The organism is Agrobacterium sp. OT33 (genome assembly GCF_017313365.1).
In the GTDB taxonomy this organism is placed as follows: Bacteria; Pseudomonadota; Alphaproteobacteria; order Rhizobiales; family Rhizobiaceae; genus Agrobacterium; species Agrobacterium rhizogenes_A.
Genome location: NZ_JAFLMZ010000001.1, coordinates 81,555 through 107,936, shown reverse-complemented (window position 1 = coordinate 107,936; position 26,382 = coordinate 81,555). Strand labels below are relative to the sequence as shown.

Here is a 26,382-nt window from a genome sequence, read left to right as displayed (position 1 = left end):
TCACTCCTGTGACAAGCACAGGAATGAGGGCCGCGCCGTGCCAGTTACTCCGGCACATTCGTCTCGGTCCGCTCCGCCGCCTTCACCGTTGCCTTGATCTCCTTCGGGTCGCGCCCGGATTTCTTGTCGTAGCTCACCTTCACCGAATAATCGCCGGGATGCAGCGTTTCCTGATGCTGCGTACCGTAACGGCCGGAAATTTCCTTCTGTGTACCCTGAAGATCCTTGGTGGTTTCGACGATATCGATCCGCTCCGCGCCGGGGGCGGTGATTGCGAGAACCCCGGCATCGAGATCAAGGGTGATTTCCGTGCGCTTTCCGGCGGTCACCGTGAAGGGTTGCTCCACCGTCACCTTGCCGAGACGGGCGCGCATGACGAAGTCTCCGGCCGGCATTTCCATCATCTTGCCCGTGCCGTAGGTGCCGTTGATGGTCTGGCGCGTGCCATCAAGGGTTTCCTTGACGGACATCGCCTCGAAACGGATGTCGTCGGTTTCGACGGCCCGGCCGCCCGCCGCATAGAGCGCCTTGGCGACGACCACGCCGCTTGGAATGACAAGCTCGTGGCTGATCGTTTCACCGGCCTTGATAGCAAGGGTTTCCTGCGCCCGCGCCGGACCTATGCTGCCGGTGAGGACAATCTCGCCCGCCGGTACGAAGACGGTGTTCTGGCCATAGACGCTGTCCTTGAAATCGCCCCTGGTGATTTCGGTTTTCGCCTGGGTTTCCACATCGCCGCCGGGACTGCGTTTCGGCACGACAGTCAGTTCCGCCGCGTCGAAATTCACCTTCGGCCTCGCGACGCTGCCATCCTTCACCTCGAAGGTAATTTCGCGGGTCACATTGCCCAGCGCCGCGACGCCGACATATTTGCCGGCCGGCAGCTTTGCCTCGAAGGTGGCGTCATAGGAGCCGCCGGCATTGACGTCGGTGCGTGCTCCGGCCCTGTCTGTCTTGTAGAAATCCCACCGCACCCTGTCGCTGTTGCCAAGCGAAGGGCCGCCGTCGAACAGCACCGCATCCGTCACCACGTTGAATTGCGCTGCCGGCGTCGGCGCCTGCGCCCGTAATGGCGATGGCAACGCCGCGGCAACAAGAGCGGCGCAGACGACATTCACGGAAAAAGAAGCCATTTTCATCATGGACCCCATTGCGGATTCCCCCTGCTTTTGCCGGCCCTCCCGCCACGCAAGTCTGCGAACAGGAGAACCCGTTGTGCACAACGTTTTTGCGCCGCTTCGGGTTCCAAGCCTGTGGCCGCAAATCCCGGATGCCGGTCGCAACAGCCATTTATTTTGCATTTTCCGTGACTTGTTCAGGCTTTGATAACCATCTTCGGTAACCATAAGCGTCAGTAGAGAGTAAGCGTATGGAGCGAGTACCAATGGCAGCAGTTTTTCCGCTGGCCGATTTTCGGCGTGCCGGTTTTGATCGTGCGGGCGAGAGTGACGCCTGGAAAGACAGCATCATCAAAGGTGATTGTGTCGCTGCCTTGGATGCCCTCCCGAGCCAGTCGGTCGATGCGATTTTCGCCGACCCGCCCTATAACCTCCAGCTTGGCGGCACGCTGCACCGGCCCGATCAGTCGCTGGTCGATGCCGTCGATGACGAATGGGACCAGTTCGCCTCCTTCGATGCCTATGACGCCTTCACCCGCGCCTGGCTGCTCGCCTGCCGCCGCGTGCTGAAACCGAACGGCACCATCTGGGTCATCGGCTCCTACCACAATATTTTCCGCGTCGGCTCCATGCTCCAGAACCTCGATTTCTGGATTCTCAACGATATCGTCTGGCGCAAGACCAACCCCATGCCCAATTTCAAGGGCCGCCGTTTCCAGAACGCGCATGAGACCATGATCTGGGCCAGCCGCGATCCGAAAGCCAAGAACTACACCTTCAACTACGATGCGCTGAAGGCCTCCAACGACGATGTGCAGATGCGCTCCGACTGGCTGTTCCCGATCTGCAGCGGCCATGAGCGGCTGAAGGGCGAGGACGGCAAGAAGGTGCATCCCACCCAGAAGCCGGAAGCGCTGCTGGCGCGCATCATCATGGCCTCCACCAAGCCGGGCGATATCGTGCTCGACCCGTTCTTCGGCTCAGGCACCACGGGTGCCGTTGCAAAACGTCTCGGCCGCCACTTCGTCGGCATCGAGCGCGAGCAGGATTATATCGACGCGGCATCCGCCCGCATCGCCGCCGTCGAGCCGCTCGGCAAGGCGGAACTGACCGTCATGACCGGCAAGAAGGCGGAGCCGCGCGTTGCCTTCAACACGCTGGTGGAAAGCGGCCTTGTGCGCCCGGGCCAGGTGCTGACGGATGTGCGACGCCGTTATAGCGCCATTATTCGTGCCGATGGTACTCTGGCATCCGGCGGGACCGCCGGCTCCATTCACCGCCTCGGCGCGAAGGTGCAGGGTCTCGACGCATGCAACGGATGGACGTTCTGGCATTTCGAGGATGGCGACGAATTGAAGCCGATCGATGATCTCAGAACCATCATTCGCAGTGAAATGGCAAAGGCCGAATAGTCGAAAGCCTAAAAGGCTGAAGACGGACGATCCACCGCCCGCCCTTGTCAGAATACGTCTCTGTCCGGTTTAGTACCTTCAGTCCCGGATGGAGAACGACCAACGCCCGGCACCTCGGTGTCGGGCGTTGGTATATTCGAATATATAACTTTAGCCAGACAAGTTTCGCGCAAGAGACCGGTCATAGTGTCTGATGCAAAGCAGTGGTTGTGAAAATCCGGTTCGGACAGATCACGAAAACGCTGCTGTTCCATGCCGCTTGCGGCAGGACTGGCGCAGGCCGGAGACCGCCATTTCCGCCTGCGCCAATTTTCTTTTTTGGGGTTTTTGCAGGCTTTCCGGCGCCTTCATGGCGGCCCGCCCGGCCAGAACTGGCTCCCGATCCTTAACGATAGATGTCCTGCGAGTTACGGAAGATTAACGTGACGCGATACGAGGCCGGGAGTACATATTCCTCCAGGCTGAGTGTCGCCGGCGACCGAAAACGATCGCGACGCGACGATGCGAGACAGCCGGATTCGCGGGCCATTGCCTGCGATGAACAAGGAGGCGTGCCATGCGCTCGCTTTTCAAGACAGTCACAATAGCATCCTTCATTCTGGCGGCCGCCACCGGCGGTGCTTTCGCAGCCGGACATTCACATGGCGAGCATTCCGGCTCCGGCGGAATGCAGAGCGAACGATCCCATGATTTCGACCGGGGCGGCAGGCATTTCTTCCGCCACAATGATGACGACCTGTTCATGAACGACACATACATGGGCTATGCCAGCCCCGTCGTTTACGGGCAGGGACCACATCTGGTGCGTGTTCTCCATGAACTGCGTGTCGCCGATCACAGGATCGATTTCGAACGCCAGCAGGGCAGGCTGAGCGCCAGCGCGTTCAACAGGCTTGAAAATGAATCGTCCGCAATCCGTAACCAGGCATTGAAAACCGCCGACATGCATCGAGGCTATATTCCCATGAAGGCGTTTGCCACCCTTCAGGGCGAAGTACGCCAGCTTGACCGGAACATCGTCCGCATGAGCTGACCGGGGCTTTCCATCCTCGCGCGGACGAGGATCGGTCATGCCACCACAAGGTCGTGCCGGAGAGCGGTGACAGGATAACAGCCCGCCCTCCGGCCTTCAGGACAAGCATTTCCAGCAAGACCGAGGAGCGGTTTTATGCCCGGATAATGCGAGAAAACAAAGAGTTGGATCGTTTTGGCGATTCAGGGAAAAGCCGGAACGGTCCAGCCCCCCACGGGGTTGTGCGGACTTCGAAAGACACGATTGGAAACTCAATAACCATGCGCCGGGCCGGATGCATGGGGCGCGGCTGAGCCCGTTCCCCAGACGGCCGAGGCCGTAAGCATGTCCTCGAAAGGAGAAAGATCATGACCAGCATTCTTCGCAGATATCGCATCGCAGCTTTGCTTGGCGCAGCCTTTGTCGCCGCACCGCTCGCAATGCCCGTCTTTCTGCACAACACGCCCGCTTTCGCACAGGCCGGATTATCGGCCGTTCCCGGTCCCGTAACCTCGGGTGGCTCCTTTGCCGGGATCGTCGCGGCCGACAAGCCTGCTGTGGTGACCGTCACCACCGAAATGAAAACGCAGGAGCAGGCGACCGATGATACCACGCCGTTCGACCAGCAGTTTCGCCAGTTCTTCGGCGAGCAGGGCATTCCCCTGCCGCAGCAGCAGCCGCAGCAGCGCCAATCCCAGACCGCGGAAGCACTGGGTTCCGGCTTCATCATCTCGCCGGACGGCTATATCGTCACCAATAATCACGTCATCGACAATGCCACCTCCATCAAGGTGACGCTGGATGACGGCACGGAGCTTCCCGCCACGCTTGTCGGCGCCGATCCGAAATCAGACCTTGCCGTCCTCAAGATTGCTTCTCCCAAGCCTCTGGCAGTGATTTCCTGGGGGGATTCCGACAGGCTGAAGGCTGGCGATCAGATATTGGCGATCGGCAATCCGTTCGGCATCGGCACCACGGTCACGGCCGGTATCGTCTCGGCCCGCGGGCGTGACCTGCACAGCGGACCCTATGACGATTTCATCCAGATCGACGCGCCGATCAATCACGGCAATTCCGGCGGTCCGCTGGTCGATGTCGAAGGCAAGGTCGTTGGCATCAACACGGCGATCTATTCGCCGAATGGCGGCAGCGTCGGTGTCGGTTTCGCCATCCCCTCCGATCAGGCGCAGAATGTCGTCGTCCGCCTCATGAAGGATGGGTCGATCCACCACGGCTTCATTGGCGTCCAGATACAGCCGGTGACCCCTGACGTCGCCAATGCCATCGGCCTTGCCACGGCGGAAGGCGCGCTGGTCGCCAAGGTGGAAGCCGGCACTCCGGCAGGCCGCGCCGGCATCAGGACCGGCGACGTGATCACCGCGCTCGGCGGACAGGCGATCAAGTCCCCGCGCGACCTGTCGCGCATGGTCGCCGATCTGTCGCCGGGCCAGAAGGAACATGTCACGGTCTGGCGCCAGGGCGAGACGAAGGACGTGCTTCTCACCGTGGGTGGCAATGATGGCCAGAGTGCACAGACATCGTCCGACAACGGCCAGCAGAAGGGCGACGCCTCATCGCAAGCCCTGCCGATGATCGGTATCGGACTGGCGGATATCACCCCGGCGATCCGTGAAGCCCTCAATCTCCCGCAGGATGAAAAGGGTACGATCGTCGAAAGCGTGGCGCCCTCGAAACCAGCCGCCGAGGCTGGTTTGCAGGCGGGGGACGTGATCGTTTCGGTCAATCAGACCGCGGTGAAATCGGCTGCCGATGCCAAGGCGGCCATTGCGCAGGCGGGCAAGGCGGGTCGCAAATCCGTTCTGCTGCTCATCCAGCGCGGCGATTCGCAGACCTATGTCGCCGTGCCCTTCGCACAGGGCTGAACCCCGGTTTTCCGGTGAAATCGCAAGGAACGGGCAACTCCATCGGAGCTGCCCGTTACGTCATTTTCAGACATCCACCCCATGGGCGCGCAAGTCCTGCCGCAGCTTTTCCGCGCCGGTGAAGTGCACTGCCTGCCAGCCGGCCTGCTTTGCGCCCTCCACATTCGCCAGCGTATCGTCGATGAAGATGCTGGCTGCCGGATTGAGGCCGAATTCCTTTGCGTGCAGATCGTAGATCGCCACGTCAGGCTTCAGGAGCTTCACATCGCCGGAGACCGTCACGCCGCGCGGCAGGGTGAGGAAGGGGAACATCTTCTGCGCCTCGCGGAACGTGTCGGAAGCGAAGTTGGTCAGCATCGTCACGTCGTGGCCGCTGTCGATCAGGGCAACCATGATCGCGACGCTGTCATCATAGGAATGCGAGACCATTTCGTGCCAGAACTTGCGGAAGGCGCGAATGTGCTCTTCCCGCTCGGGAAATTGCTCCAGCAACAGCGCTTCGGCATCCTCCCAGCGGCGACCGCGATCCTGTTCGAGGTTCCAGTCATGGGTGCAGACATTCTCGAAGAACCATTTGCGCTCGTCGGCATCGGGAATGAGGCGGCTATAGGGAATATGCGGATCGTAATGGATCAGCACCTTGCCGATGTCGAATACGATATGCTCAATCTTGGTCATCGAAACTTCCTGCTTTCATCGAATGCGGATGGAATAGCTTGGGTGATGACTTTTTTCATCACCGTTGGCAGCGCCTGCGCGTCAAGATTTGTAACCGGCTCCCACCATCCGTCATCCGGGCCGGTTTGAAGGCCGTCGGGCACCTGCGCGCGATAGACGGTGAGCCGCAGTTCGAAATGGGTGAAGACATGCACGATGACGCCCGCCGCCTGCCAGCCGGCGGCAAAGGGCGCGTGACTCGCTTCCGTGCCGCCGTCCATGCGGGCGGTCCATGCCGTTGTCGGCACCTCGGTCATGCCGCCGAGAAGCCCGCTTTCGATGCGCCGCCGCAGCAGGATTTCGCCGCTCGGATTCACCGCCACGAAGGCGGCGCCGAGCCGCACGGGCTTGGCCTTCTTCGCCGCCTTGACCGGAAAACGCTCCGGCTCGTCATGGGCAAGCGCCAGACAGGCGCCATTGAACGGACAGAGTGCGCAGGCCGGCCGTTTCGGTGTGCAGATCGTCGCGCCGAGATCCATCATCGCCTGGGCGAAATCACCGGGCCGATCGGCGGGCGTGAGCTCGGCCACCTTCGCTTTCATGGCCGGTTTGGAACCGGGCAGGGGAGCATCTATGACGAAGAGCCGGGAAATCACGCGCTCCACATTGCCGTCCATCACCGCCGCCTGCCGGTTGAACGCGATGGCCGCCACGGCGGCGGCGGTATAATCGCCGATGCCGGGCAACCTCTTCAGGCCCTCTTCCGTATCCGGAAAAACGCCGCCATGGTCGCGCGCCACGGCTTCCGCGCATTTCTTGAGGTTGCGGGCGCGGGCATAATAACCAAGCCCAGCCCACGCCGCCATGACATCCTCGACCGGTGCCGCCGCCAGATCGCTGACGGTTGGCCAGGCGGCGAGGAATTTCAGGAAATAGGGTTTGACCGCCTGCACCGTCGTCTGCTGCAGCATCACCTCCGACAGCCAGACGTGATAGGGATCGGCGCGTTTTCCCTGTGCCGCCATGGCCGGAGACGTGCGCCACGGCAGCTCGCGATGGTGCCGGTCGTACCATGCCAGAAGTTGCTCCGCCGTCGGATGTGATATTTGTTGTCGCGCATATGTGTTCATCGCCGCTGAACATAGAGACGGCGCGGCAATCTGCAACAGCAGCCTGTCGTGGCGAGGCGGAAAACCTTATCCGGCGGTGAACGCCATGGCATCGAGACCCACCATCCGTTTCAGGAGGACCAACCCATGCCGAACGCGCTGCTGGAAAACATACCCCAACCGCTCCTCCATATTGTCGGAGCTCTTCTCGCATTGTGCCTGATCATCAGCCTGCTGAACCGCATCGGTCGGCTGTGCTTTGGCACGCAGAACGGGGTCGCCCTGGTGACGGCGCGGGTAATCCGGCACATTCGTGAGCTGGAAATGACGCGGGAAAAACCGTCACGCCGTTTCCGGATTTTTGAATCGGGTTTCTGGGCGGTTTTTTGCCATGGCCTGTGGATATATCTGTTCGTCGTTCTGGCCTGCATGTTGGTGATTGCTTTTATCTCGGATAAGCCGGGCATCCTTCATCTGAAGATTTTGGCTGCGAGCTATTTCCTCTTTGGATGTTGGGTGGCGGGAATGATACGCTTGGGCGCCCGCCGGGACTGGCGACGATTCCGTGCGCTGTTGCGCGGCGAAGAAGGTGACGACGGCGCGACCGCTTGAGGTCGTTTGCCTCTGTCGAGGAGAGCATGAAGAAACCTGCAGATTCGTTCCGCAAGGGCGTCGTACAGATCGCCGAAGTCGCCAACGGCATCATGGATCCCGTGCTGTCGAAGCGGGCGGGCATCAACACGGCGCTGCTCGGCTCCTGGGACGAGATCGCCGGCGACGACTTTGCCGATTGCACCCGGCCGGAAAAGATCACCTGGCCGCGCCGCGACGAGGGGCCGGATCGCGGCGGTTATCAGCCGGGCGTGCTGACGATTGCCTGCGAAGGCGCGCGCGCCCTGTTTCTCACCCATGCGCAGGGCGAACTGATTGCCCGCATCAACGGCTTTTTCGGCTTTCCGGCGGTGCGCCAGATCAGGATCGTGCAGAAACCGGTGTCCCAAACCATCACCCGCCGGCGCAAACCGCAGCCCCTGCGCGGCGATGCGGCAAAACGTCTCGATGACATGATGGACGGCATCGAGAGCGAGGCGTTGCGCAAGGCGGTGGAGCGGCTTGGCACGGCGGTCCTGCAGAAAAAGCCGCGCGGCAGGACGATTTGATGTGGGCGCGCCGTCCTTGACTGGTCACAATTCTTTGACAAGAAGAGTTCAAAACCCCGCTTGTGATGAACAGGCCGTCGCTATATCGGAATCAACAGACAATAGAGTCTATTACCAACAGGTGCTTTCATGCATTTTCCCGAACTGACCATTTCCCGTCGCGGCCTTCTCGGCGGTGTTGCCCTTGCTGCCGTTGCTGCGGCCCTGCCGTTTGCCTTCACGCCCGGTATTGCCGAGGCGCAGGAACTGCCTGAATCCACCGGCGATGTGGATATGGCTGCGGTGATGAAGCCTGGCCCGCTGCCGGAAGCAGCGCTCGGCGATGCCAACGCACCCGTCAAGATCGTCGAATACATGTCGATGACCTGCCCGCACTGCGCCAACTTCCACAACAAGACCTTCGAAGAAATCAAGAAGAAGTACATCGATACCGGCAAGGTCTATTTCGTGCTGCGCGAATTCCCGTTCGATCCGCGCGCCGCTGCCGCCTTCATGCTGGCGCGCTGCGCACCGGAAGGTCAGTATTTCCCCTTCGTTTCCATGCTGTTCAAGCAGCAGCAGAGCTGGGCCGTTGCGCAGGATGCGCGCGCCGCCCTGCTGCAAATGTCGAAAATGGCCGGTTTCTCACAGGAGTCTTTCGAGGCCTGCTTGACGAACCAGAAACTTCTGGATGATGTGAACGCAACCATGCAACGCGGTGCGACGGAATTCGGCGTCAACTCCACGCCGACTTTCATCATCAACGGCAAGAAATACGCAGGAGACATGTCGGTTGAAACCATGTCGGCTGTCATCGACAAGCTGCTCTGATCGCCGGACCCTGAAAGAAACGGGCGGCGGATATTTCCGCACGCCCGTTTTTTATTGCCTGTCTTCTTGCCGGGGCGTGACGGCATGAAGTTCAATAAGCTCCGCCTCGTCGGTTTCAAGTCTTTCGTCGAGCCTTCCGAATTCATCATCGAGCCGGGGTTGACCGGTGTCGTCGGGCCGAATGGCTGCGGCAAGTCCAATCTGGTCGAAGCGCTGCGCTGGGTGATGGGCGAGAATTCCTACAAGAACATGCGCGCCTCCGGCATGGATGACGTCATCTTCTCCGGTTCCGGCAATCGCCCGGCCCGCAACACCGCCGAAGTCGGCCTTTACCTCGACAATTCCGACCGCACCGCCCCCGCCGCCTTCAACGATGCTGATGAAATTCAGGTCACACGCCGCATCGAGCGCGAAAACGGCTCCGTCTACCGCATCAACGGCAAGGAGGCCCGCGCCAAGGATGTGCAGCTGCTGTTCGCGGATGCCTCCACCGGCGCGCGCTCGCCTTCCATGGTCGGGCAGGGGCGCATCGGCGAGCTCATCAACGCCAAGCCGCAGGCCCGCCGCCAGCTGCTGGAAGAGGCGGCCGGCATTTCCGGCCTGCATTCCCGCCGCCACGAAGCCGAGCTTCGTCTGCGCGCTGCCGAGACCAATCTGGAGCGGCTGGAAGATGTGACCGCCCAGCTGGAAAGCCAGATCGAAAGCCTGAAACGCCAGGCACGGCAGGCCAACCGTTTCAAGATGCTGTCAGCCGATATCCGCGCCCGCGAGGCGACCCTGCTGCACATCCGCTGGGTGGAGGCGAAGGAAGCCGAAGGCGAGGCGGAAAGCGCGCTCAATCAGGCCACCAATATCGTCGCCGAAAAGGCGCAAGGCCAGATGGAAGCGGCCAAGCAGCAGGGCATCGCCAGCCTCAAACTGCCGGAACTGCGCGAGGGCGAGGCGAAAGTCGCCGCCGCCCTGCAACGCCTGCAGATCGCCCGCACCCAGCTGGACGACGAAGCGAACCGCCTTCTGCGCCGCCGCGACGAGCTGGCCCGCCGCCTGTCGCAGCTTGGCGAGGATATTATCCGCGAGGAACGGCTGGTCTCGGACAATGCCCAGATACTCGCACGGCTCGATGAGGAAGAGGCCGAACTTCTCGAAATCCTCTCCGATTCCGGCCGTCATGCGGAGGAGATGCGCGAAGCCTTCGAAGTCGCCGCTGTCAAGCTTGCGGAAAGCGAAGCCGTTTTCACAGCGATCACCGCCGAACGAGCCGAAGCCGCCGCCGCGCGCCAGCAGTTGGAGCGGGCGATCCGTGATCTTTCGGATCGTAAGCTGAGGCTGGAACGGCAATCGCAGGAAGCATCCGCCGAGATCGATGCCATCGACGAAAAACTCTCCGGCCTTCCCGACCCTTCCGAACGGCGCGAAGCCGTCGAGGCGGCGGAGATCGCGGTCGAGGATGCTCTGATCGTGGTGGAGGAAGCCGAAGCCGCCGTCGCCGAGGCGCGTTCCGCCGAAGCGCTGGCGCGCGCGCCGCTGGAAACGGCGCGGAACCGGCTGAACGCGCTGGATACGGAAGCACGCACCATCACCAAAATCCTTGCCTCCAGCGCCGCCGCCAATGGCAGCTTTACGCCGGTGGCGGAAGAAATGACGGTGGAGCGCGGTTTCGAGGCGGCATTGGGTGCCGCCCTCGGCGACGATCTCGAAAGCTCGCTCGATCCCGCCGCGCCCGCCTATTGGGCCGGCAATGGCGATGGCGCCGATGATCCCGCCTTGCCGCAGGGTGCCAAACCGCTTCTGGATTATGCACGGGCGCCGGAAGCCCTGCGCCGCGCTTTGGCGCAGATTGGCGTCGTCGCCAACACTGCGGAAGCCCTGCGCCTGCTGCCGCATTTGAAGGCCGGCCAGCGGCTGGTGACGCGCGAAGGCGCGCTGTTGCGCTGGGACGGTCACATCGCCAGCGCCGATGCGCCGGGTGCCGCAGCACTTCGCCTGTCGCAGAAGAACCGCCTCGCGGAAATCGAGACCGAGCTGGATGAGGCCCGCTCCATTCTGGATGAGGCCGAAGACCAGCTTGCCGCGAAAACCGAGGATATCCGCAGCAGCGAATTGCGGCTCTCGGAAGTGCGCGACAGAAGCCGCCTTGCGACCCGCCATCTTGCCGAGGCGCGCGAGGCGCTCACCGCCGCCGAACGGGCCTCGGGCGATCTGCTGCGCCGTCGCGATATCGTTTCCGAAGCACTGAACCAGATCGGCGCGCAGATCGATGAGATCGCCGTTCAGGAAGAAAACGCCCGCATCGAAATGGAGGACGCGCCCGATCTTTCCGTGCTGGATCTGCGGCTGCGCGAAAGCCAGCTCGAAGTCGCGACCGACCGCGGCCTTCTGGCGGAGGCCCGCGCCCGCCATGAGGGTGTGAGCCGCGAGGCGGAAAGCCGCCAGCGCAGAATTCAGGCGATAGGGCAGGAGCGCTCCACTTGGCAATCGCGGGCGGCCAGTGCGGCCGATCACATCGCGACATTGCGCGAACGTGAGGAAGAGGCGCGCGAGGAAATCGCCGAGCTGGACATAGCGCCGGAGGAGTTCGACGAGAAACGCCGCAATCTCCTGAATGAATTGCAGAAGACCGAAGACGCCCGCCGCGAGGCCGCCGACCGGCTGGCCGAAGCGGAAAACCTGCAGCGCGCCGCCGACCGGGTGGCCGCAACGGCGCTTTCGGAACTGGCCGAAGCCCGCGAAAAGCGCGGCCGCGCCGAAGAACGTCTGGTTTCCGCCCGCGAGAAACGACAGGAAACCGAACACCGCATCCGCGAAACGCTGAATACCGAGCCGCATATGGCGTTCCGCCTGACCGGCCTTGGCCCGGACCAGCCGAAGCCCGATATTCGCGATGTCGAGCGCGATCTCGACCGGCTGAAGATCGAACGCGAGCGACTGGGCGCGGTCAATCTGCGCGCCGAGGAAGAGCAGGCCGAGCTTTCCGCCAAGCTCGAGGCGCTGATCAAGGAACGCGACGACATCATCGACGCCGTACGCAAACTGCGCGCCGGCATCCAGAACCTCAACCGCGAGGGCCGTGAGCGGCTGATCGCCGCTTTCGACGTGGTCAATTCGCAGTTCCAGCGGCTGTTCACCCATCTCTTCGGCGGCGGCACGGCGGAATTGCAGCTGATCGAATCCGACGATCCGCTGGAAGCGGGGCTGGAAATCCTCGCCCGCCCGCCGGGCAAGAAACCGCAAACCATGACGCTGCTTTCCGGCGGCGAACAGGCGCTGACGGCGATGGCGCTGATCTTTGCCGTCTTCCTCACCAATCCCGCGCCGATCTGCGTGCTGGACGAGGTGGATGCCCCGCTCGACGACCACAATGTCGAGCGTTACTGCAATCTGATGGACGAGATGGTGGCCTCCACCGAAACCCGCTTCGTCATCATCACCCACAATCCCATCACCATGGCGCGCATGAACCGCCTCTTTGGCGTTACCATGGCCGAACAGGGTGTATCGCAGCTTGTATCGGTGGATTTGCAGACCGCCGAACAGCTGCGTGAGGCCGTCTGAGGCGGCTTGTCCGGGATCAGCCCCGACTTTTGCTCAATGTGAATTTATCTGGCCGTATCACCCATTCGGGTGAGCGACATCACGCGGCATTTTGCTATGTTTTTCGAAACAACCAAGGGCTCTCACCAGACCCCACCATCCGGTTTCCTGTACCGGATGGAATGCCTTGCGAGGCCGCTGCCGTGGCCTCGCAAGGCTTTCTTTTCCGGGCTCAAAGGGCGAGGTGGCTGCATGGCTGGTAATCGTTTCCGGGGCGCAAACCTCCTCCGTCATTCAGGCCTTGAGCCGGTATCCAGCCAGCCCAAGTCTTTGGGCTGAAAAGCGTCCTTCCCGACGCGCAGACGCGCGTCGGCTGGATTCCGGCGCAAGGCTGCTGCCGTCCCGTTTAAATTTCTGGATACCTTATATGGCCTGGAAGCTAGCGGTGAACGTTGCGCATTTTCTCGACATCATCCTTGGGCTTGTCCCAAGAATCTAAACAGGTCAAAAAATCAATCCGTTGCAGATCCTCGGGACAGGCCCGGGGATGACGTCGGAGTGTTTGGCGAGGTTTGCCATTCATAGGACGACGGCCATACGTCATTCCTGTCCCAATGCTCGAAATTTAAACCGGACAGTAGCGTTTCAAGGCCGGAATGTCGGAAGGAGATGATGCTGCGAAGCCCTCTAAACGCTTAACCCGCCGTAACCGTCAATCGCGCAGTGTGCTCCGCATCATGCATGGAGACCAACCACCACTCACCCCGGCGCCAGCCGCAGCCGCGTGCCCCATGGGTCGATAGCCTCAACCACATCGTTTTCCATCTCCACCAGCACATAGCCGGCTGCCCTGAGCCGCGTCTTCTGCGCCTCGAGATCGTCGGGATTGCGAACGGTGATTGAGAACCAGTCGAGGCCGGTTTCGGTGGCGTTGCGCGCCTTCGCGCCCCGGCTGTTCCAGCTATTTACCGCCAGATGGTGGTGATATCCCCCCGACGACAGGAACGATGCGTCCGAACGTGCATCCTGTGTCGGCTGCAGGCCGACGGCCTCTTCGTAAAAGGCGCGAGCGGCGGCAATCCCGCCGACCCTGAGGTGAATATGCCCGATGCGCATGGCCGGCGGGGCAGTCACATAGTCGCTTCTTTTGGTGTCGGTCAGCTTCACCAGATCGTCCACATCAAGCGGTTCGGTGCCCATTTTCACCACCCGGCCGCTCCACACCCATGTGTCTTTCGGCCGGTCGCTGTAAACCTCGATCCCGTTACCCTCGGGATCGTTGAGATAGATCGCCTCGCTGACATTGTGATCGGCAAAACCCGAAAGCGGCACCTGCCGGAGCGCGGCATGCACCAGCCAGCGGGCCAGATCCTTGCGGCTCGGCATCAGATAGGCGATGTGGAACAGGCCGGCGGAAGTGGGACTTTCGTAATCGGCCGCCGGCTTGTGGACGAGATCGAGCAGCGGCACGCTTCCGACACCCAGCGTCACGCCTCTCGCCGTGCGTTCCACCTCGTTCATGCCCAGCACCGACCGGTAATAGTCGATCATCTGGTCAAGATCGCGCACGCGAAGCGCGGCCTGGCCTATATGCATCGGTGTCGTCAGGGCAAAGGGCAGCGTGGTGGCGGCATTTGCGGCGGGCGTGCCGCCCTCGGCTTTGAGCGCGCCGGCGAAAGCGGTGGCGGCGCAAGAAATTCCGGCGAATTTCAACGTGTGGCGGCGAGTAAATTGCATGAATAATCTCTTTGTCGGCGATGATAATGGTTAGGGAACACTCCGTTTCTGCGCACTACACGAATGCGTCAGTCCTGCTGTTATTTTGTGTTTAAGGCGATTCTGGCGCCGGATTCGCCGCAATTATGCTGCACTGCGATGTAAACTGCACGTTGTGGCGTTTCCAACATGCTGGCAATGCTGTAGATGATAGAAAAATGACAACGCTTCTGGGTGGAGAGCGTGGAATGAAAAAATGGGTTTATACCTTCGGCAATGGTGCGGCCGAAGGCAGGGCAGGTGACGTTGCGATATTGGGCGGCAAGGGCGCGAACCTTGCCGAAATGGCAAGTCTCGGCCTTCCCGTTCCCCCCGGCCTTACCATCATTACAGATGCCTGCGCCCTTTATCACAAGAACGGCCGCGATCTTCCCGAAGAGCTGAAGCTGCAGGTCATGGCCGGCCTGCACGGCATGGAAACCGTGACCGGCAAGACCTTCGGCGGCAGCCAGTCGCCGCTGCTCATCTCCGTCCGCTCCGGCGCGCGCGCCTCCATGCCCGGCATGATGGATACTGTCCTCAATCTCGGCCTCAACGACCGCACCGTCGAGGCGCTGGGCCATGATGCGGGCGACGCGCGTTTTGCTTGGGACAGCTACCGCCGCTTCATCCAGATGTATGCCGATGTCGTCATGGGCCTCGACCACGAATTGTTCGAGGAAATTCTCGAGGACGAAAAAGGCCGCCTCGGCCACGAATACGATACCGACATGTCGGCGGTCGAATGGCAGCATGTCGTTTCGCTTTATAAAAAGCTGATCGAGGATGAGCTGGACGAAGCCTTCCCGCAGGACTGTCATGTCCAGCTCTGGGGTGCGATCGGCGCCGTCTTCGCCAGCTGGACCAACCATCGCGCCGTCACCTACCGCCACCTGCATAATATTCCGGGTGACTGGGGCACAGCGGTCAACGTTCAGGCCATGGTCTTCGGCAATCTCGGCTCGTCCTCGGCAACCGGCGTCGCCTTTACCCGCAACCCCTCGACGGGTGAGGCGGAGCTTTACGGCGAATTCCTCGTCAACGCTCAAGGCGAAGATGTGGTGGCGGGCATCCGCACGCCGCAGTCGATCACCGAGGCCGCGCGTCTTGCCTCCGGCTCCGACAAGCCTTCCATGGAAAAGCTGATGCCGGAGGCGTTCAGTGAATTTCTGGCGATCTGCAAGCGGCTGGAAACCCATTATCGCGACATGCAGGATCTGGAATTCACCATCGAGCGCGGCAAGCTCTGGATGCTGCAGACCCGTTCCGGCAAGCGCACCACCCGCGCCGCCATGAAGATCGCCGTCGATATGGTGGAAGAGGGGCTGATTTCGCAGGAAGAAGCCGTCTGCCGCATCGAGCCGTCATCGCTCGACCAGCTGCTTCACCCCACCATCGATCCCGGCACATCGCGCCCCATCATCGGCTCCGGCCTGCCGGCCTCTCCGGGGGCGGCGACGGGCGAAATCGTCTTTACCGCCGAAGAGGCGGTTGCGGCGGAAGCCGAAGGTCGCCGCGTCATTCTGGTGCGCATCGAAACCAGCCCGGAAGATATTCATGGCATGCACGCCGCCGAAGGCATTCTGACGACGCGCGGCGGCATGACCAGCCACGCCGCCGTGGTGGCGCGCGGCATGGGCATTCCCTGTGTCACCGGCGCCGGCTCCATGCGCGTCGACATGCGCAACAAGGTGCTGATCGGCGTCGGCTGTATGTTGAAGCGCGGCGATGTCATCACCATCGACGGTTCTTCCGGCCGGGTGCTGAAGGGCGAGGTGCCGATGACGCAGCCGGAGCTCTCTGGCGATTTCGGCAAGCTGATGGAGTGGGCCGACAGCCTGCGCCGCATGACGGTGCGCACCAATGCCGATACCCCGGCCGACGCCCGCGCCGCCCGCGCTTTCGGCGCTGAGGGTATCGGCCTCTGCCGCACCGAACATATGTTCTTCGAGGGCGACCGCATCCATGTGATGCGCGAAATGATTCTCGCCGAAAGCGAAAAGGGCAGGCGGGCGGCGCTCGATGAGCTTCTGCCGATGCAGCGCTCGGATTTCACCGAACTGTTCCAGATCATGCACGGCCTGCCGGTGACGATCCGCCTGCTCGACCCGCCACTGCACGAATTCCTGCCGAAGACCGATGGCGAAATCGTCGAGGTGGCGGCCGCCATGGGCATGCCGCAGACGGTGTTCCGCCAGCGGCTGGATGCGCTGCACGAATTCAACCCCATGCTCGGCCATCGCGGCTGCCGTCTCGCCATTTCCTATCCGGAAATCGCCGAAATGCAGGCCCGCGCGATTTTTGAAGCGGCGGTTGCCGCGGCGCGCATCACCGGTGCGCCGGTCGTGCCCGAAATCATGGTGCCGCTGGTCGGTCTGCGCTCGGAACTGGATTACGTCACCGAAGTCATCGACGGCGTCGCCGCTGCGGTGGCGCAGGAGACCGGCATGGAGATCGAATATCTGACCGGCACCATGATCGAGCTGCCGCGTGCTGCCCTGCGCGCCCATGTGATTGCGGAAGCGGCGGAATTTTTCTCCTTCGGCACCAACGATTTGACGCAGACCACCTTCGGTATTTCCCGTGACGATGCGGCGCGTTTCATCAATACCTATCAGCGCAAGGGCATCATCGAGCGCGACCCGTTCATCTCGCTCGATTTCGACGGCGTGGGAGAATTGATCCGCATTGCCGCCGAACGAGGCCGCCAGACGCGGCCGGAACTGAAGCTCGGCATCTGCGGTGAACATGGCGGCGACCCGGCCTCGATCCATTTCTGCGAGGATGCCGATCTCGACTACGTGTCCTGCTCGCCCTTCCGCGTGCCCATCGCCCGTCTGGCCGCGGCGCAGGCAACGCTCGCGGCGAAGAGGGATGAGGGCAGGGTGGCGAGCAATGTCGCCTTCATTCCCGTCAGGGGTTCTGTCGGACGATGATCTGACGCTCGACCACGACCGGCCGGTAGAACATGTCGCGGTTCATCCGCGCCTGCCAGGCGCGGTTGTCGGCGCGGCGGTCCATTTCCAGATCGAGAAGGCAACCGGCCATCGGGTCCGTGCCGGGGCGGAAACCATAACCCCGGCATGTCGCCTCATCCCGCGCCCGCCGCTCTTCCGGCGTCAGCGTCTGGCAGGCGGTGAGCGCCATGAGGGCGGCAAGCGAACCGAGGACGATGGAAACACGCATCTTGTTTCTCCCTTAACATGACAGCCGTACGGCACTTTTATTGCCGCGATTGATACGCCTGTTTTGATACGGGGAAAAGCCGCGTAGGGGCGGAAAGTTGCGTTTGGCAAGGGAACTTCTTCGCCGTCATGTGGGCCTTGAACCGGCATCCACTTGCTTGAGCCTCGGCATCAGGACTGTCTGGAACGCGCCATTTCAGCGCGCATCCAGCTTGAGTCTCCCCATGTCGAGAGCCAGATCATCAGATCGGTGAGAAAGCCGATAATCGGCAGCAGAAGCATATGGCCCAAACCGCGCGTCGTCTGGTTTTTCTCTGCCTCGTGCAGATGAGCCAATTCCTGTTCCTGAATTGAAGCGATAAGCCTATGCAGCTCGGGATCTCTTGTTTGCAGGAAGGCCAATTGATCTTCCAGATGGCGGTGAACGGTGCTTTCAACGGCTTCGGTGCAAATCCAGACCATGTTGCGTCCGCCGAGCGCGGTCAGAAAACCGAGCAGAAGACCTCCAAGGCTCCAAAACGCCATTACACGACAAGGCTTTGCGCTTCTGGATGGCATGGCGTCCCGAAACCGGCGGCAATGATCGATCTCGTCTTCCCGCATTTCCTGAAGAGCGGGTACGATGTCTGGAAACAGCCGGTGAGCCATCCATATCTGTGCGCCGTAGATACGAATGGCGCCAAACTCGCCGGCGTGATTGACCTTGAGAATGCGCCGAACGGTACGCGCCGGGTCGTCTTTGCCGGGACTGCCAGACGTTCGAAACATTACCAAGGCGCGTTCCATTCCAGCTGAATGCAGCAGATTCTACCAGCACTAAGAGAGGCGGTTGTGACCACGATTGATAAGCCTGTTTCGATGCCGGGAGAACCCCATTTGGCGCGGAAAGTTGTATCCGCCAAAGCGGAGATGCAGATCCCGCAGCCTCCGTCGTTCCGAACCAAACGTCCTGATTTCGCTCAAGGATTGCGAAGAAAAGACGGCGGGAACAAACCCTGTTGAATGAGCCAGTCGCCGAGCAGAAGCGTGAGGATGGCGATGAGGACGATGCCGCCGATAAAGGCGAAGAGGCCGAGCGTGGCGCGGGGCCACCGGCGGGTTTGATAGAGGTAAATCGCAAGCCCGATGGGTGCGAGCAGAACGGTGGTGATCTTGGCGGCGGAGCTGCGCCGGAGGTCCCGCTTTTCGGCATCCTCTATCTGCCACCAGGCAAACAGCGTGATGATGCCGATCATCTGCACCAGATCGTTTGCGGTAAAGGATGCTGGAGGCCCGGCAGGCCAGACGGCCGCGTCGATCAGAAGCCCAAACGAGATGAAAGCAAGCAGGCCGACATAGATCCAGTTACGTTTCGCCATGCACAGTTTCCGCTCTAAATTGCGTTATTGTCCGTGCCGCTATCGCTATCGATGAAATTATCGCCGTCAACCCCAAACTATCAGGGAACAACGGGAATGATCCGCATGGGGCGTTTCCTTTTTCACCGGAAACGCCCCATGATTATCGCTGTCAGGCCGGCGCTGCTTCCCTGTCGTCGAGTGCGTCGATATCCTTGGCGTTATTGTAGACGGCCTCATCGAGAATGCCCTCGCGCTTGGCGACGATGGTGGGCACCAGCGCCTGGCCGGCGACGTTGACCGCCGTGCGGCCCATGTCGAGGATCGGGTCGATGGCAAGCAGCAGGCCCACACCTTCCAGCGGCAGGCCGAGCGTGGAAAGCGTCAGCGTCAGCATCACCACGGCACCCGTGAGGCCAGCCGTTGCGGCCGAACCGAGCACCGAGACGAAGACGATCAGCACATATTCCTGAATGCCGAGCGGCACCTGGAAGAACTGCGCGATGAAGATCGCCGAAATCGCCGGATAGATGGCGGCGCAGCCGTCCATCTTGGTGGTGGCGCCGAGCGGCACGGAGAAGGCGGCATATTCGCGCGGCACGCCAAGGCTCTTTTCCGTCACGGTTTCGGTGACGGGCAGCGTGCCGATGGAGGAACGCGACACGAAAGCGAGCTGGATGGCCGGCCATGCGCCCGCAAAGAAGCGCGACGGCTTCAGGCCATGGGCGATCAGCAGCGCCGGATAGACCACGAAGAGCACCAGCGCCAGACCGATATAGACGGCCGCCGCATACCAGCCGAGCTGCGAAAGCGTCGTCCAGCCATATTGGTCAACCGCGCGGCCAAGCAGGCCGATGGTGCCGATGGGGGTGAGGCGGATGACCCACCACAGGATTTTCCGCACGATGGCGAGCAGCGACTGGTTGAAGGCGAGGAACGGCTCCGCCGCCTTGCCGGCTTTCAGCGCCGCGACACCAAAGGCAATCGAGACGACGAGCAGTTGCAGCACGTTGAAATTCAGCGAGGTGCTGCCGGAGCCGTTGTTGATTTTGGTAGACGCTTCGAGGCCGAAGACGTTGGCGGGAACCAGGCCCTTGAGGAAGTCCAGCCACGAGCCGGTGGAGGAGGGGGCGGCCGCCGCCGTATTGGCAATCGCCGTGTTGACGCCGGGCTGAATGACGAGGCCGAGCACGATGCCGATAACCACGGCGATGAGTGCCGTGATGGCGAACCACAGAAGCGTCTGCCAGACAAGCTTTGCCGCATTGGAAAGGTTCTTGAGATTGGCGATGGAGGCGACGATGGCCGTGAAGATCAGCGGCGGAACCAGCGCGCGCAAAAGCTGCACGAAAATGCTGCCGATGGTTTGCAGCGTCACCGAAAGCCCGTTCGGGCTGCCGGCGGCATCAGGGCCGATGTTGCGCGCAACGAGCCCGAGCAGCAGGCCGATGACCATGGCGATCAGAACCTGAAAGCCGAAATTGCGATAAAAGGGTTTAGGCCCGGAGGGGCCGGCGGACGTCGTTGCCTGTGACATGACATGTCTCTTTATTGTGCAAGAAAACGAGAATGTTGCACTTTTTACACGCATTCTCGAGGGAGGTCGCCGAGGATACGCCGATTTCCTCAGCAATTAAGGGATGAACGTGCGTATTTGTTGCATTCTCGAGGTATTGTTCTCTGGAATGGAGGAAATCAGAAAAAATATTCTAGTTCTTCGCCGCCCCGGCTCCTTGCCGGGATGATAGATGCCGGCGACCCGGAAAGCCCATGCATTTGGCGATGGGGCGGTGCCTGGGCGTCGTGATCAGCTTTTACCCGCGATCGAACCCGTCCTTTGTTTTCCTCGCCGTAAATCCGGTCTATGACATCATATGCAGGTGATTCCCCGCCAAAATTCGGGTGCAACGCTTTCAAGCCAATAGGATTCAACGGATATCCGCTTCCATGACTGTGCGTTTCGTCCGGCCTTTTTCGGTTGCAGCCTATCTTTCCCGTTATCTCGGTCTTGCGGCGCTTGCGCTGTTTCTCATTGCCGCGGGCATACATCGGTTCGGACCGTTGACGACGCCCGACCTTGTCGGGCTGCTCATCATTGCCGCCGGAATCGCTCTCGCGGCCGTGCTTCTGGCGCTGGTCGGCCTTGAGCGGCTGTGGACCAGGGGCGCGCGCGGCGGGCTTTCGGCGCTGGCCGCCCTGCTTCTGTCGGCCCTGCCGCTTGGCGTGGCCGGATACGGCGCCTTTCTTTATTGGCAGCAGCCGAAGATTTACGACATTTCCACCGATCTGACCGACGTGCCGGAATGGCTGGTGACACCCACGGCCAACCAGCAATGGCTGGCAAGGCCCGCCACCGTTGCGAAAGAGGACCGGGACGCGCAGGCGATTGCCTATGCCAGCCTCGCCGGCCGCCGTTATGAGGGGGCGATCGACCGCATCTACACCGCCGCCAAAAAAATGGCGGTTGCGCAGAATATCCGCATCGCCCATACCAAGGGCGTCATTGGTGCCGAGGAAGCGCCCGCAATCGGCATTCCCGAGCAGGACAAGACGACACCTGCCGAAGAGGGGCCGGTGGAAGACCTGCCCTCCATCGTGCCGGTGCCCACGGCGCGGCCGAGTGACGCGCCGCAGCCCACCTTCTTTAACGGCAGCGGCGTGGTGCTGATGCAGGGTGAGACCCGCACGCGCATCTGGGGCCTGCGTTTCGATATTCTCATCCGCCTGAAAGAAGAGGCGGAAACCACCATCGTCGATGTCCGAGTCGCCTCCCGCTACGGCCCGCACGATCTCGGCATGGGTGCTGCGATCGCGGAAGCCTATCTCGACGCGCTGGATGCGGAAATGCAGGGGCTGAACGACAATTGAAGCCAGAAGGCAAAGTTACACGTCGGCCGGATGGATCGCGACCTCACCGCCTGTTTCTTCTCCCCGAGGGGGAGAAGGTGGCCCGAAGGGTCGGATGAGGGGGGAACCCTCTCCGTAAATCGTGAAGCTCGCCCCCTCATCCCGCTGCCGCGGACTTCTCCCCGCCGGGGAGAAGAAACAGATGGCACCCGCTCATGCTCCAGCGAAAAGGGGCGGCGGGCACGAAAGCATGTTGCGAACTCGCTGGTTAAAATCCCGTCACGCCGGAAAATACTCACCCGAGAGCGAAGGCGCGCCATCCGTCCGCACCTCACCCTTTTCGATCAGATCCTCGATATGCGCGAGTACCGAAAGTGCGGCCGCGCCATGCAGGCGCTTGTCGGTGCTGGCATAGATCACCTTCACCATGTCGGCGATAAGCCGGTCGCCTTCGCGGATACGCTTCAGAACCGCCTTTTCCCGCATGCGGCGGTGGGCGCGAAGCCCGCGCATGAAGGCGGCGGGATCGGTGACCGGGCCGCCATGGCCGGGCAGGAACAGCCGGTCGTCGCGGGTGAGCAGCCGTTCCAGCGAGGCCATGTAATCGCTCATCGCCCCATCCGGCGGCGCGACGATGGTGGTGGCCCAGGCCATGACGTGATCGGCGGAAAAGACGATGCCGCTGCCATCGAGCGCAAAGGCGGCATGGTTGGCGGTGTGTCCCGGTGTATGCAGGGCGGTCAGCGCCCAGCCGTCACCGGAAAGGCTCTGCCCATCGCCAAGTGCGATATCGGGGACAAAAGCCATGTCGGAGCTTTCGGCAAAGGGATTGGTCTCACCCGCATGCAGCGGCCGGGCGGCGCGGTGCGGTCCTTCCGCCACCGTTAGCGCCCCGGTCGCCTCCTTCAGCCGCCGGGCAAGCGGTGAGTGATCGCGGTGGGTATGGCTGACGAAGATATGGGTGACTTCACGGCCCTTCAGCGCCGCCATCAGCGCCTGAAAATGCGCCTCATCCTCCGGGCCGGGATCGATGACGGCGACGGAACGGTCGCCGACGATATAGGAGTTGGTGCCATGGAAAGTGAAGGCGGACGGATTGTTGACGGTGAGGCGCTGGATCAGCGGGGCGACAGGAACCGCCTCGCCATAAGCCGGCTGAAAATCGAGATCGAATGCCGGGTCCGCCATCAAGACCTCCTGAATGAATGCCATGCCGCCAGTGCCGGCGCCGCCCGCCGCCCAATCGCCAAGCCCTATCACGCTGTCTGCGGCGCGGCACCCAAAAAGCTTGGATTTTGTGAAAAAAACGGCCGCCGGGTCATTGCCGCGCCGGTCCGGCTTTGCTAATCAGGCGCGGTTCAGGCAGCGGCGTTTCGCCTTCGCTGCCCTGTTGGGGCGTCGCCAAGCGGTAAGGCACCGGTTTTTGGTACCGGCATTCCCAGGTTCGAATCCTGGCGCCCCAGCCAAATTTTCTTACCGCAGTTAAATAAAAGACTTAGACGTAGATGCGTACCTCAGTGAGTACCTCACTATGTACCCGTTTGCCGCAAGATTTGAACTCTTTCGACCACCTATGTTGCGTGAGTGATAGTCGCCTATGTTCTGCCAAGCAGTTAGCGGCGTCATTATCGGAAGTGAGGAAGCTGGAAGCGCACGCCGCGAGCTCATTGATAAATGGTTATTGCCCGGACTATCGAGCAGTGACCTTGATATTATCGGCTGTGGATACCTGTGCGTCGCGAATATTATCGCAATATTCGTAGGATATAGTGTGCGTCTTGTGCCTTGCCTTTTGGGGATTTAATTGAATGAAGACGACTTTACTTCTCTGTGCAGCAGCGATTGCATTGGCTGGCTGCCAGACTCCGGCACCACAATCCGTTTTGGATTCGCAGCGTCCACCGTCCAGACCGATTAAACGTGACTATGTGGCCGCCATGCGCGGAACTATCAAACCTGGTTATTTCACAAAAGCCCAGATTTCGAGCGTAGTGCTGCTCGATCCTAAAAGGCAGATTTACGCTTACTGCACGCGTACAGCGGAACGTTCCAACCCCGATTGGTCGTATATTGGCGTAGCCGTGTACCAGAATTTGAGCGTGGACGCCTCAAAGAATGACTACCGCTGCCGTGACAAGCGGCTGCGTTACTATGATTTTCCTGAGTTGCTGAACATGAAGTCCTGACAGAGCCGGGCAGGCGGCGCAAAGCTTGTCTTCCGCGCCGCCCATCTTCACTCCCGTGCTGGAGACCATGCAAGGAAACTTCAGGAGAGGTTCAGGGTCTCAGCGAAAGACAGCAGAAGCCACAGGCATCACCTCGTAACGCTCCAACGGTATCTGAAGGTGACCTGACGTCATCCGATGATGGTCGGCTTACCAAGCCACGCTATAACCCAGGATACCGTTAAGCGCGAAAACCTGTCCTCCGTCATTCTCGGGTCAAGCCCGAGGATGAGTGCGGGAACGGCGTGCATCAACAAAAAACGCCGCGTATCCAGAGGCACGCGGCGTCCAATCTTAAATCTCGCGACGATGCCTTAAAGCGCGATATCCGGCACCTTCTTCACCGGCGCACCCGCAGGCGCCGCACCGGCGCCCTTCAGTGCCTCAAGGTCGATCTGCGGCGGGGTGGGCAGTTGCAGGTGCTCGGCGGTGTAAGCCCATTCCTGCTGCACCTTTTCCGGATCGTCATTGAGCTTGGTGCCGTAGCTCGGCACGATCTGGCGGATCTTGGCCTGCCATTCCGGCGTCGCCACCTTGTCCTTGAACACCTTTTCCAGGACGCTCAGCATGATCGGGGCTGCGGTCGATGCACCCGGCGAAGCGCCGAGCAGGCCGGCGATGCTGCCGTCCCGTGCGGAGACGACTTCGGTGCCGAGCCGCAGCACGCCGCCCTTTTCCTCGTCGCGCTTGATGATCTGCACACGCTGGCCGGCCTGCCACAGGCGCCATTCGCCCTGCTTGGCATTCGGGAAATATTCCTGCAGCGCGGCAAAACGGTCGTCATCCGACATCATCAGCTGGCCGGCGAGATATTCCACCAGCGGATATTCATCGATGCCCACACGCACCATCGGCCAGGCATTGCTGGTGGTGACGGAGGAGACGAGATCGAAATAGGAGCCTTCCTTCAGGAACTTGGTGGAGAAGGTGGCGAAAGGTCCGAACAGGATGACGCGCTTGCCGCCCAGCACGCGGGTATCGAGATGCGGAACCGACATGGGCGGCGAGCCGACCGAGGCCTTGCCATAGGCCTTGGCCAGATGCTGCATCGTCACATCGGGGTTCTCGTTGATGAGGAACGAGCCGCCCACGGGGAAGCCGGCATAATCATCGGCTTCCGGGATGCCGGACATCTGCAGCAGATGCAGCGCGCCGCCGCCGGCGCCGATGAACACGAATTTCGCATCCACCACCTGTTCGGCATCGGTCTTGGTGTTGGTATAGGTCACGCGCCAGCTGCCATCGGCATTGCGCTGGATGTCGGAAACCTCGCTATTGACCTGCAGGTCGAAATTCTGGTCGCCCTGCAGATGCGATACGAATTGCCGGGTGATTTCGCCGAATTCCATGTCGGTGCCGAGCGGCGACCATGTTGCGCCGATCTTCTGGGAAGGATCGCGGCCTTCCATCATCAACGGCACCCACTTCTTGATCTGCTCGGGATCGGTGGAATATTCCATGCCGGCGAAAAGCGGGCTGGCCTTCAGCGCCTGATAGCGCTTTTCCAGATAGGCGACGTTCTCGTCACCCCAGACGAAGCTCATATGCGGCGTGTGGTTGATGAAGGAGCGCGGGTTCTTCAAAACGCCGTTGCGCACCTGCCAGGCCCAGAACTGCCGGGAAATCTGGAAGGATTCGTTGATGTTGACGGCCTGGGTGATCTTGATGTTGCCGTTGTCGTCTTCCGGCGTGTAGTTGAGCTCGGCAAGCGCCGAGTGGCCGGTGCCGGCATTGTTCCAGCCATTCGAGCTTTCAAGCGCCACGCCATCCAGCCGCTCCAGCATCTGCATCGACCAGGTGGGCTCGAGTTCGCGAAGCCACACACCGAGCGTCGCGCTCATGATGCCGCCGCCGATCAAAAGCACATCGACCTTCTTGGCGGTCGTGCTGGCGAGAAGCGGAGAGGAGGGCAGCGCTGCTGCGGCAATCCCGGCAAGCGCGCCACCCAGAACCTGACGGCGGTTCATGGGAAACGCGTGGGAAAGGGAAGTGTCCTGGGAAAGATCAGTGAGCTGGGATTTGTCTTGATCGATGGGAGTCACGGCCATACCTGATTCTTGTTTTGTGTTAAAAACACTCCTCCCAACCGCCCCGTTATAGCAAAGCGCAAAGCGGCACAACCCGGAGCAATTCACTCCAGTTCAAGCGCTTTTGCATGGGTTTTGCCGGGACATATGGTCGCAACGGCGAATTTCGCGGTTTTGCCAATCGTCATTTTTATGACTGTGAAGATTAGCTGAGGCTTTCAAACGGTTGAAAGGCCTCTCCCGGCCGGATATCGCGGAAAGGCCCTCTGATGCCGTTTGCTGGGCGTCGTGGACCGCAGGGTGCCTGCCTTACG

Annotated in this window: 20 protein-coding genes and 1 tRNA gene; 11 read left to right on the top strand and 10 right to left on the bottom strand. The window is 61.2% G+C overall.

The features are described from left to right. Positions 1-44: 44 nt before the first annotated feature. Complete coding sequence (locus JZX88_RS00555; RefSeq protein ID WP_206912234.1) at positions 45-1,151, bottom strand: hypothetical protein; 1,107 nt, start codon at positions 1,149-1,151, stop codon at positions 45-47. A 233-nt stretch (positions 1,152-1,384) separates the two neighbouring features. On the opposite strand from JZX88_RS00555, the gene JZX88_RS00550 reads away from it, so the two are divergent. The 3 genes from JZX88_RS00550 to JZX88_RS00540 all read left to right on the top strand — a co-directional run bounded on the left by JZX88_RS00550 (position 1,385) and on the right by JZX88_RS00540 (position 5,425). Next, the gene (locus JZX88_RS00550) at positions 1,385-2,530 is read left to right on the top strand and encodes a site-specific DNA-methyltransferase (RefSeq protein ID WP_206912233.1); all 1,146 of its coding nucleotides are present in this window, start codon (positions 1,385-1,387) and stop codon (positions 2,528-2,530) included. A 556-nt stretch (positions 2,531-3,086) separates the two neighbouring features. Continuing rightward, positions 3,087-3,563, top strand: a complete 477-nt coding sequence (locus JZX88_RS00545; protein ID WP_065115067.1) for a hypothetical protein — start codon at positions 3,087-3,089, stop codon at positions 3,561-3,563. Positions 3,564-3,910: 347 nt separating this feature from the next. Beyond that, entirely contained in the window at positions 3,911-5,425 is a 1,515-nt protein-coding gene (locus tag JZX88_RS00540) for a Do family serine endopeptidase (RefSeq protein ID WP_110757348.1), read from the top strand. A 66-nt stretch (positions 5,426-5,491) separates the two neighbouring features. On the opposite strand, the gene JZX88_RS00535 is transcribed toward JZX88_RS00540, so the two are convergent. Beyond that, on the bottom strand, positions 5,492-6,103 hold the full coding sequence (locus tag JZX88_RS00535; RefSeq protein ID WP_142855427.1) for an HAD family phosphatase: 612 nt from the start codon (positions 6,101-6,103) through the stop codon (positions 5,492-5,494). Beyond that, complete coding sequence (gene mutY, locus JZX88_RS00530) at positions 6,100-7,212, bottom strand: A/G-specific adenine glycosylase (RefSeq protein ID WP_206912232.1); 1,113 nt, start codon at positions 7,210-7,212, stop codon at positions 6,100-6,102. Before mutY ends, JZX88_RS00535 begins: the two co-directional genes overlap by 4 nt. 126 nt (positions 7,213-7,338) lie before the next feature. Between mutY and JZX88_RS00525 the strand changes: the two genes are divergently transcribed. From JZX88_RS00525 to JZX88_RS00510, 4 genes are all read left to right on the top strand, one after another. After that, positions 7,339-7,803 (top strand): hypothetical protein, encoded by a 465-nt coding sequence (locus tag JZX88_RS00525; RefSeq protein ID WP_206912231.1) that lies wholly within the window; start codon positions 7,339-7,341, stop codon positions 7,801-7,803. A 26-nt stretch (positions 7,804-7,829) separates the two neighbouring features. Beyond that, a complete protein-coding gene (locus JZX88_RS00520; RefSeq protein ID WP_142855428.1) occupies positions 7,830-8,351 on the top strand; it encodes a DUF721 domain-containing protein in 522 nt (173 codons plus the stop codon). A gap of 129 nt (positions 8,352-8,480) precedes the next feature. After that, positions 8,481-9,161: a DsbA family protein gene (locus tag JZX88_RS00515; RefSeq protein WP_065115071.1), complete on the top strand. Its 681-nt coding sequence runs from the start codon at positions 8,481-8,483 to the stop codon at positions 9,159-9,161. 84 nt (positions 9,162-9,245) lie between these two features. Continuing rightward, positions 9,246-12,713 carry a chromosome segregation SMC family protein gene (locus tag JZX88_RS00510; RefSeq protein ID WP_206912230.1) on the top strand — a complete coding sequence of 1,156 codons (3,468 nt, stop codon included), beginning with the start codon at positions 9,246-9,248 and terminating at the stop codon, positions 12,711-12,713. 738 nt (positions 12,714-13,451) lie between these two features. Here the strand turns inward: JZX88_RS00510 and JZX88_RS00505 are convergent. After that, complete coding sequence (locus tag JZX88_RS00505; protein ID WP_206912227.1) at positions 13,452-14,429, bottom strand: VOC family protein; 978 nt, start codon at positions 14,427-14,429, stop codon at positions 13,452-13,454. A gap of 227 nt (positions 14,430-14,656) precedes the next feature. Between JZX88_RS00505 and ppdK the strand changes: the two genes are divergently transcribed. Further along, positions 14,657-17,383, top strand: a complete 2,727-nt coding sequence (ppdK, locus tag JZX88_RS00500; protein WP_206912225.1) for a pyruvate, phosphate dikinase — start codon at positions 14,657-14,659, stop codon at positions 17,381-17,383. Here ppdK and JZX88_RS00495 read toward each other — a convergent pair. From JZX88_RS00495 to JZX88_RS00480, 4 genes are all read right to left on the bottom strand, one after another. Continuing rightward, the gene (locus JZX88_RS00495) at positions 17,361-17,633 is read right to left on the bottom strand and encodes a hypothetical protein (protein ID WP_065115075.1); all 273 of its coding nucleotides are present in this window, start codon (positions 17,631-17,633) and stop codon (positions 17,361-17,363) included. The two genes, ppdK and JZX88_RS00495, sit on opposite strands and share 23 nt — an antisense overlap. Positions 17,634-17,803: 170 nt before the next feature. Then, complete coding sequence (locus JZX88_RS00490) at positions 17,804-18,400, bottom strand: demethoxyubiquinone hydroxylase family protein (RefSeq protein ID WP_142855754.1); 597 nt, start codon at positions 18,398-18,400, stop codon at positions 17,804-17,806. Between the two features lie 191 nt (positions 18,401-18,591). Next, on the bottom strand, positions 18,592-18,990 hold the full coding sequence (locus JZX88_RS00485; protein WP_206912223.1) for a hypothetical protein: 399 nt from the start codon (positions 18,988-18,990) through the stop codon (positions 18,592-18,594). 151 nt (positions 18,991-19,141) lie between these two features. Continuing rightward, complete coding sequence (locus JZX88_RS00480; RefSeq protein WP_174030854.1) at positions 19,142-20,506, bottom strand: dicarboxylate/amino acid:cation symporter; 1,365 nt, start codon at positions 20,504-20,506, stop codon at positions 19,142-19,144. A gap of 410 nt (positions 20,507-20,916) precedes the next feature. Here JZX88_RS00480 and JZX88_RS00475 point away from each other — a divergent pair, with 410 nt between their 5' ends. Beyond that, positions 20,917-21,837, top strand: coding sequence for a DUF1499 domain-containing protein (locus JZX88_RS00475; protein WP_110757362.1), 921 nt, complete (start codon positions 20,917-20,919; stop codon positions 21,835-21,837). 258 nt (positions 21,838-22,095) lie between these two features. Here the strand turns inward: JZX88_RS00475 and JZX88_RS00470 are convergent, their stop codons facing one another. Then, positions 22,096-23,004: an MBL fold metallo-hydrolase gene (locus JZX88_RS00470; RefSeq protein ID WP_065116150.1), complete on the bottom strand. Its 909-nt coding sequence runs from the start codon at positions 23,002-23,004 to the stop codon at positions 22,096-22,098. A 203-nt stretch (positions 23,005-23,207) separates the two neighbouring features. Here JZX88_RS00470 and JZX88_RS00465 point away from each other — a divergent pair. Continuing rightward, positions 23,208-23,282, top strand: a tRNA-Gln gene (locus tag JZX88_RS00465). Positions 23,283-23,624: 342 nt separating this feature from the next. Continuing rightward, positions 23,625-24,002, top strand: a complete 378-nt coding sequence (locus tag JZX88_RS00460) for a hypothetical protein (RefSeq protein WP_077767658.1) — start codon at positions 23,625-23,627, stop codon at positions 24,000-24,002. A gap of 353 nt (positions 24,003-24,355) precedes the next feature. Here JZX88_RS00460 and mqo read toward each other — a convergent pair whose 3' ends face one another. Next, on the bottom strand, positions 24,356-26,089 hold the full coding sequence (gene mqo / locus JZX88_RS00455; protein ID WP_206912221.1) for a malate dehydrogenase (quinone): 1,734 nt from the start codon (positions 26,087-26,089) through the stop codon (positions 24,356-24,358). Positions 26,090-26,382 lie beyond the last annotated feature (293 nt).